This window comes from Dellaglioa sp. CoH-57-MRSF-19, assembly GCF_056781975.1.
Map to the genome: position 1 here is coordinate 1 of NZ_JBXAXW010000061.1, position 661 is coordinate 661.

Sequence of the window (661 nt, forward strand, 5' to 3'; positions counted from 1 at the left end):
AATCGGACAAGGTGTCGCTTTTTAGCAACGCCTAACAAAAACTGAAAATAACGCTTTGCGGTTCTCGTGGATTATGGCATAATGCCTCGCATCGGGAATTCGCAAAGCGCAATTTCAGATACGTAGTAAATAGGAACGTGACGGGAAAGGTCCCGCGCTCCAAAAATCACTCAACTCGTTTTAGGAAAGAATCTTCATGGCACGTACCGCAAAGGCAGCAGCACCGGCAGCAAAAACCGTCGCAGCATCGGCAGTTCTGAAGGATGCAGTCAAGACTGTCGCAGCATCGGAAAAGACGATCGCAGCTCAAGCCAAGACCATCGCGAAGCTGACGGCCCAAGTCACGAAGCTGACGGAAGCTCAGGCAGCAGCAAAGGCCGCGAAGGCGACGAAGGCTGCTCCGGCCAAGACGGCAAAGGCAGCACCGGCAAAGGCAGCAAAGGCTCCGAAGGCAGCAGCTGCTCCGGCAGGAAAGCCGGGCCGCAAGGCAAAGGCAACGGATGCTGACGCACCGGTTGCAAAGCGCAAGGCTGCTCCGGCCAAGGCTGAAAAGGCAGCACCGGCAAAGGCCGCGAAGGCTGCTCCGGCCAGGACGGCAAAGGCTCCGAAGGCGACGAAGGCAGCAGCAAGCGACAACGGCTACCTCCTGTAAGCCAGTCAA

At 57.0% G+C, this 661-nt stretch carries 1 protein-coding gene; it reads left to right on the forward strand.

The genetic code is table 11. The annotated features are described in order from the left end of the window. Positions 1–196 precede the first annotated feature (196 nt). Complete coding sequence (locus tag AC1RO3_RS08180; RefSeq protein WP_481763958.1) at positions 197–652, forward strand: hypothetical protein; 456 nt, start codon at positions 197–199, stop codon at positions 650–652. The last annotated feature ends 9 nt before the right edge of the window (positions 653–661 follow it).